The following is a 3,882-nucleotide window of genomic DNA, read 5'->3' as shown; positions in this document are numbered from 1 at the left end:
GCCCGGCGTCGGCGCAGGCCGGCGCGGACAACACGCTCGACCGCGTCCGCGCCAACAAGGTGCTGCGGATCGCGGTGCTGCCGGGAGAGCTGCCCTATTTCAACAAGGATCTGGCCACGGGCACATGGTCCGGCTTCTCGATCGAGATGGCCAACGACATCGCAAAGCTGCTCGACGTGCGGCTGGAGTATACCGAATCCACCTACGGCAACTCGATCCTCGACCTGCAAGCCAACAAGATCGACCTGGGCTTCGCCCTCAATCCGACCCCGCAGCGCGCGCTGGTGGTCGATTTCACGGCCACTGTCTTCCCGCACCCGTTCGGCGCCATGCTGAAGAAGGGGATGGAGGCCAAAACCTGGGCCGACATCAACAAGCCCGAGGTCAGGATTGCCGTCGATGTCGGCTCCGCCAATGAGACGGTCGCCCGGCGCTTTGCGCCGAATGCAACGATCAAATCGCTGAAGTCGCGCGACGAGGTGATGCTGGAGATGGCGTCGGGGCGGGTCGATTGCGTCGTCAACGCGCTGATCCTGGGCCTCACCGCGATCGCCAAGAATCCAAATCTGGGGACCTACAGACTGTTGCAATCCCCATCCGTCGCCATTCCCTCCAGCATGGCGGTGCGGAGCGAGCCCGACAAGCGCTGGCGCGATTTCCTGTCGGTGTGGGTCGACTATAATCGCGGCATCGGGCAGATGCGCGAATGGTTCGTCAAGGGATTGTCGCTGGCCGGCGTCAAGCCGGAAGACGTGCCGGTCGAACTCAACATCTGACGCGTTTTTGGCTTTGTCGTAGGGCAAGGGCACGATCGTATTCACCTCCAGCGGCCGAGCGGAGCAACAAGGTGAGCAGCCGCGCAGAAGTCGTCATCGAACTGGTAGCGACCGCAACCGGCGAGCTGCGCGAATTGATCGGCGAACTCGACCAGGCGCTTGCGGCCGAGTACCTTCCCGAACAGCGGCACGGGCTGGCGCTGCAGGCACTCTTCCAACCGCACATTCGCTTCTTCCTGGCGCGGCTGAACGGCGCCGCCATCGGCTGCGGCGGGATCGCCTTGTTTGACGATTTCGCCGAAGTGAAGCGCATGTATGTGCGCGGGACGCACCGTGGGCGCGGCGTGGCCCAGGCCTTGTTGACGCGCATCGAAACCGAGGCTCGCATCACCGGACTTGTCGTCTTGCGCCTGGAAACGGGAGAGCGGCAAGCTGCGGCGCTGCGGCTTTATTCTCGGGCGGGCTTCGTGCCCTGCGCGGCCTTCGGCGACTACGTCTCGATGCGGCCGGAAGCCATCGCAACCAGCATCTTCATGGAAAAACGGCTGAGCCAAGCTGCCACCTGATGCCGGCGAGCCGCTCACGCCTTCTCGTAGCTCATGCCGCGCTCGAGCCTTCGTCCGACCAGCGTGGCCGGAAACAGGATCGCGAAATAGATCACCGCGATGACCGTGTAGACCTCCAGCGGCCGATAGGTTTCGGCGTTGATCAGGGTCGCGTTGTAGACGAGGTCGGGCACGGCGATCACCGACACCAGCGAGGTGTTCTTCAACTGCGTCACCGACTGGTTGACATAGGGCGCCAGCATCGGCTTCAGCGCCTGCGGCAGGATCACGAGCCGGAGCACGCGCCAGGGCCGCAGGCCCAGCGCGCGGGCGGCGTCCCACTGGCCGCGATGCACGCTCTCGATGCTGCCGCGCACGATCTCGGCATAGAATGCCCCGCCATAGAGCGACAGCACCGTGACGGCGGCGATCGGCGCCGGGATGTTGACGCCGATCAGCACCGGAAGTGCGTAGTAGAACCAGATGATCTGTACCAGCAGCGGCGTGCAGCGGAACAGCTCGATATAGGCGAGCAGCAGCCAGTCGATCACCGGCCAGCGCCGCAGGCGGAGAATGCCGACGACCAGGCCGATCACGCTGCCGAGACACACGGTGCCGATGGTGTAGGCCATGGTCCAGCCGAGACCGAGCCAGAACAGATGGCTGTATTTGGTGAGGATCGCGAAATCCCAGACATAGTGCATGGCTATTGCGCCCCTCGCCGATGCCCCGAGTCCGGCATCAGAGGTAGCGGCTCGGCGCAAAGGCGGTCACGTCGAACGGCGGCGCCGCGCCGCCGATCATGGCGGCAATCGCCGCCCCGGTCGCAGGTCCGGTGGTGAAGCCGATATGCTGGTTGCCGAATGCGAGCCACAGGCCGGCATGAAGCGGCGCCGGCCCGATCATCGGCAGGCTGTCGGGCAGGGTCGGCCGCGCCCCGCGCCAGGGGTCTCCGACCGCCTCGCCGAATTCGACCACGCCGCGCGCCAGCGGCACCACCTGATCGAGCTGGACAAACGATGAAGGCGCGTCGCGGGCGGTCAATTCGACCCCCGAAGTGACGCGGATGCCCTGCTCCATCGGTGTCATCAGGAAACTGCCTTCGGCGTCATGGATCGGACGCAGCAAGGAACGTGCCGGGTTCGGCATGAACTCGCGATGGTAGCCGCGCTCGAAGGCCATCGGAACACGATAGCCGAGCGGCCGCAACAGATCCGGCGACCACGGTCCGAGCGCAACCACGACATGGCGCGCGGCGATCGCTCCGTCCGCGAGCGCGACGCGCCAGCGCTCGCCATCCGGGCTGATCGCCGTGATGTCCGACTGGCGGAGCTCGCCGCCGGCGCCGGCGAACATCCGCGCATAGGCCTTGACCACGGCGCCCGGGGAATCGACCGAGGCGGTCTGGGTGTGCAGCAGGCCGACCTTGTAGACCGGCAATATGTTCGGCTCGAGCGCGGAGATCGCCTGGCGATCCAGCACCTCGCTCACGATACCGTACTCGGCCAGAAAGGCCTGCTCCTGCTTTGCCGCTTCCATCGCGTCGCTGCGCCATGCCTTGAGCCAGCCGGTCTCGCGGATGCGCCCGCCGGCATCCGCCTGCACGATCCATTGCCGATGCAGCTTGAGCGAGGCGCCGATCAGACCATGCAGCGCCGTGGCCCGCGGTTTCACCCGCGACGGCATGGCATTGGCCAGGAAGCGGACGACCCAGTCGATATTCCCGATCGCCCAGGCCGGATCCCAGCGCAGCGCGACATGCCGGTTGGTCAGGTAATTGGGCAGCGCGCCGAACAGCGACGGCCTGTTGAGCGGCAGGATCGAGCCGCTACTGAGAATACCGGCGTTGCCGTAGGAGGTTTCGCTGCCCGGCTCGCGGCGGTCGACCAGGATCACCGACAACCCGCGCTGCCGCGCCGCATAGGCTGCCGATACGCCGACGATGCCCGCGCCCAGCACGACGACATCCGCTGACTGACTTCTCAGATTGTCCGACATCCGCCTCGCCCACACCCCTACATCAGCGTCAAGCCGCCATCGACCGGCAACAGCGCGCCCGTGATGTGCCCGGCCTCGCCCGACAACAGAAACGCGACCAGCGCGGCCACCTCCCGGGCTTCGGCCAATCGCCCGAGCGGATTGGCCTTGGCGGCCGATTGCCAGCCCTGCTGATCCAGCGATCCCATTCGTCCGGCATCCTTGCGGGTGTAGCCGGGCATCACGATGTTGGCGGTGGCGCCCGAGCTTGCGAGCTCGATCGCAAGGCAGCGGACCAGCGTCTCCAGCGCGGCCTTGGCGGCGCCGGAGGCCGGAAATGTCGCCTCCGGCGTGAAACGATGCGCCGCGAAACTGGAGATGGCGACGACGCGGCCGCGGGGTCCGCGCGTCAGATCCGCCAGCGCGGCGCTGGTCAGTTCGTGAAACGCGGTGGCCATCACCGCGAAGGCCCGTTCGAGCCCCGCGCGCGGCAGTTGGGCAAAACCGCGCCGATCGGCAAACCCCGCGGCATGCACGATCGCATCGACGCTGCCGAATGCCTCGCGCGTCGCGCGCACCAGCTC

5 protein-coding genes are annotated in these 3,882 nt (G+C 66.5%); 2 read left to right on the top strand and 3 right to left on the bottom strand.

The genetic code is table 11. The features are described from left to right. Both WCB02_RS38445 and WCB02_RS38440 read left to right on the top strand, forming a co-directional pair. A partial coding sequence (locus WCB02_RS38445; RefSeq protein WP_423967377.1) for a transporter substrate-binding domain-containing protein occupies window positions 1-776 on the top strand: 776 nt, incomplete at its 5' end. Between the two features lie 134 nt (window positions 777-910). Continuing rightward, window positions 911-1,342 (top strand): GNAT family N-acetyltransferase, encoded by a 432-nt coding sequence (locus WCB02_RS38440; protein WP_423967374.1) that lies wholly within the window; start codon window positions 911-913, stop codon window positions 1,340-1,342. A 14-nt stretch (window positions 1,343-1,356) separates the two neighbouring features. Here WCB02_RS38440 and WCB02_RS38435 read toward each other — a convergent pair whose 3' ends face one another. The 3 genes from WCB02_RS38435 to WCB02_RS38425 form a co-directional block, all read right to left on the bottom strand. After that, on the bottom strand, window positions 1,357-2,025 hold the full coding sequence (locus WCB02_RS38435; RefSeq protein WP_423967372.1) for an amino acid ABC transporter permease: 669 nt from the start codon (window positions 2,023-2,025) through the stop codon (window positions 1,357-1,359). A gap of 37 nt (window positions 2,026-2,062) precedes the next feature. Next, a complete protein-coding gene (locus tag WCB02_RS38430) occupies window positions 2,063-3,319 on the bottom strand; it encodes an NAD(P)/FAD-dependent oxidoreductase (protein WP_423967370.1) in 1,257 nt (418 codons plus the stop codon). Between the two features lie 17 nt (window positions 3,320-3,336). Beyond that, on the bottom strand, window positions 3,337-3,882 hold a 546-nt coding region (locus WCB02_RS38425), incomplete at its 5' end, for an SDR family NAD(P)-dependent oxidoreductase (protein ID WP_423967368.1).

It is taken from the genome of Bradyrhizobium sp., from assembly GCF_049581145.1.
Classification (GTDB): Bacteria; Pseudomonadota; Alphaproteobacteria; order Rhizobiales; family Xanthobacteraceae; genus Bradyrhizobium.
Note: the sequence above shows the minus strand (reverse complement) of the source record. Positions and strands in the feature narration are given on the sequence as shown.

Bases quoted from the DNA above. Each gene is read 5' to 3' on its own strand.
- WCB02_RS38435 (WP_423967372.1), bottom strand. From the start codon at position 2,025: ATGCACTATGTCTGGGATTTCGCGATCCTCACCAAATACAGCCATCTG.
- WCB02_RS38430 (WP_423967370.1), bottom strand. From the start codon at position 3,319: ATGTCGGACAATCTGAGAAGTCAGTCAGCGGATGTCGTCGTGCTGGGC.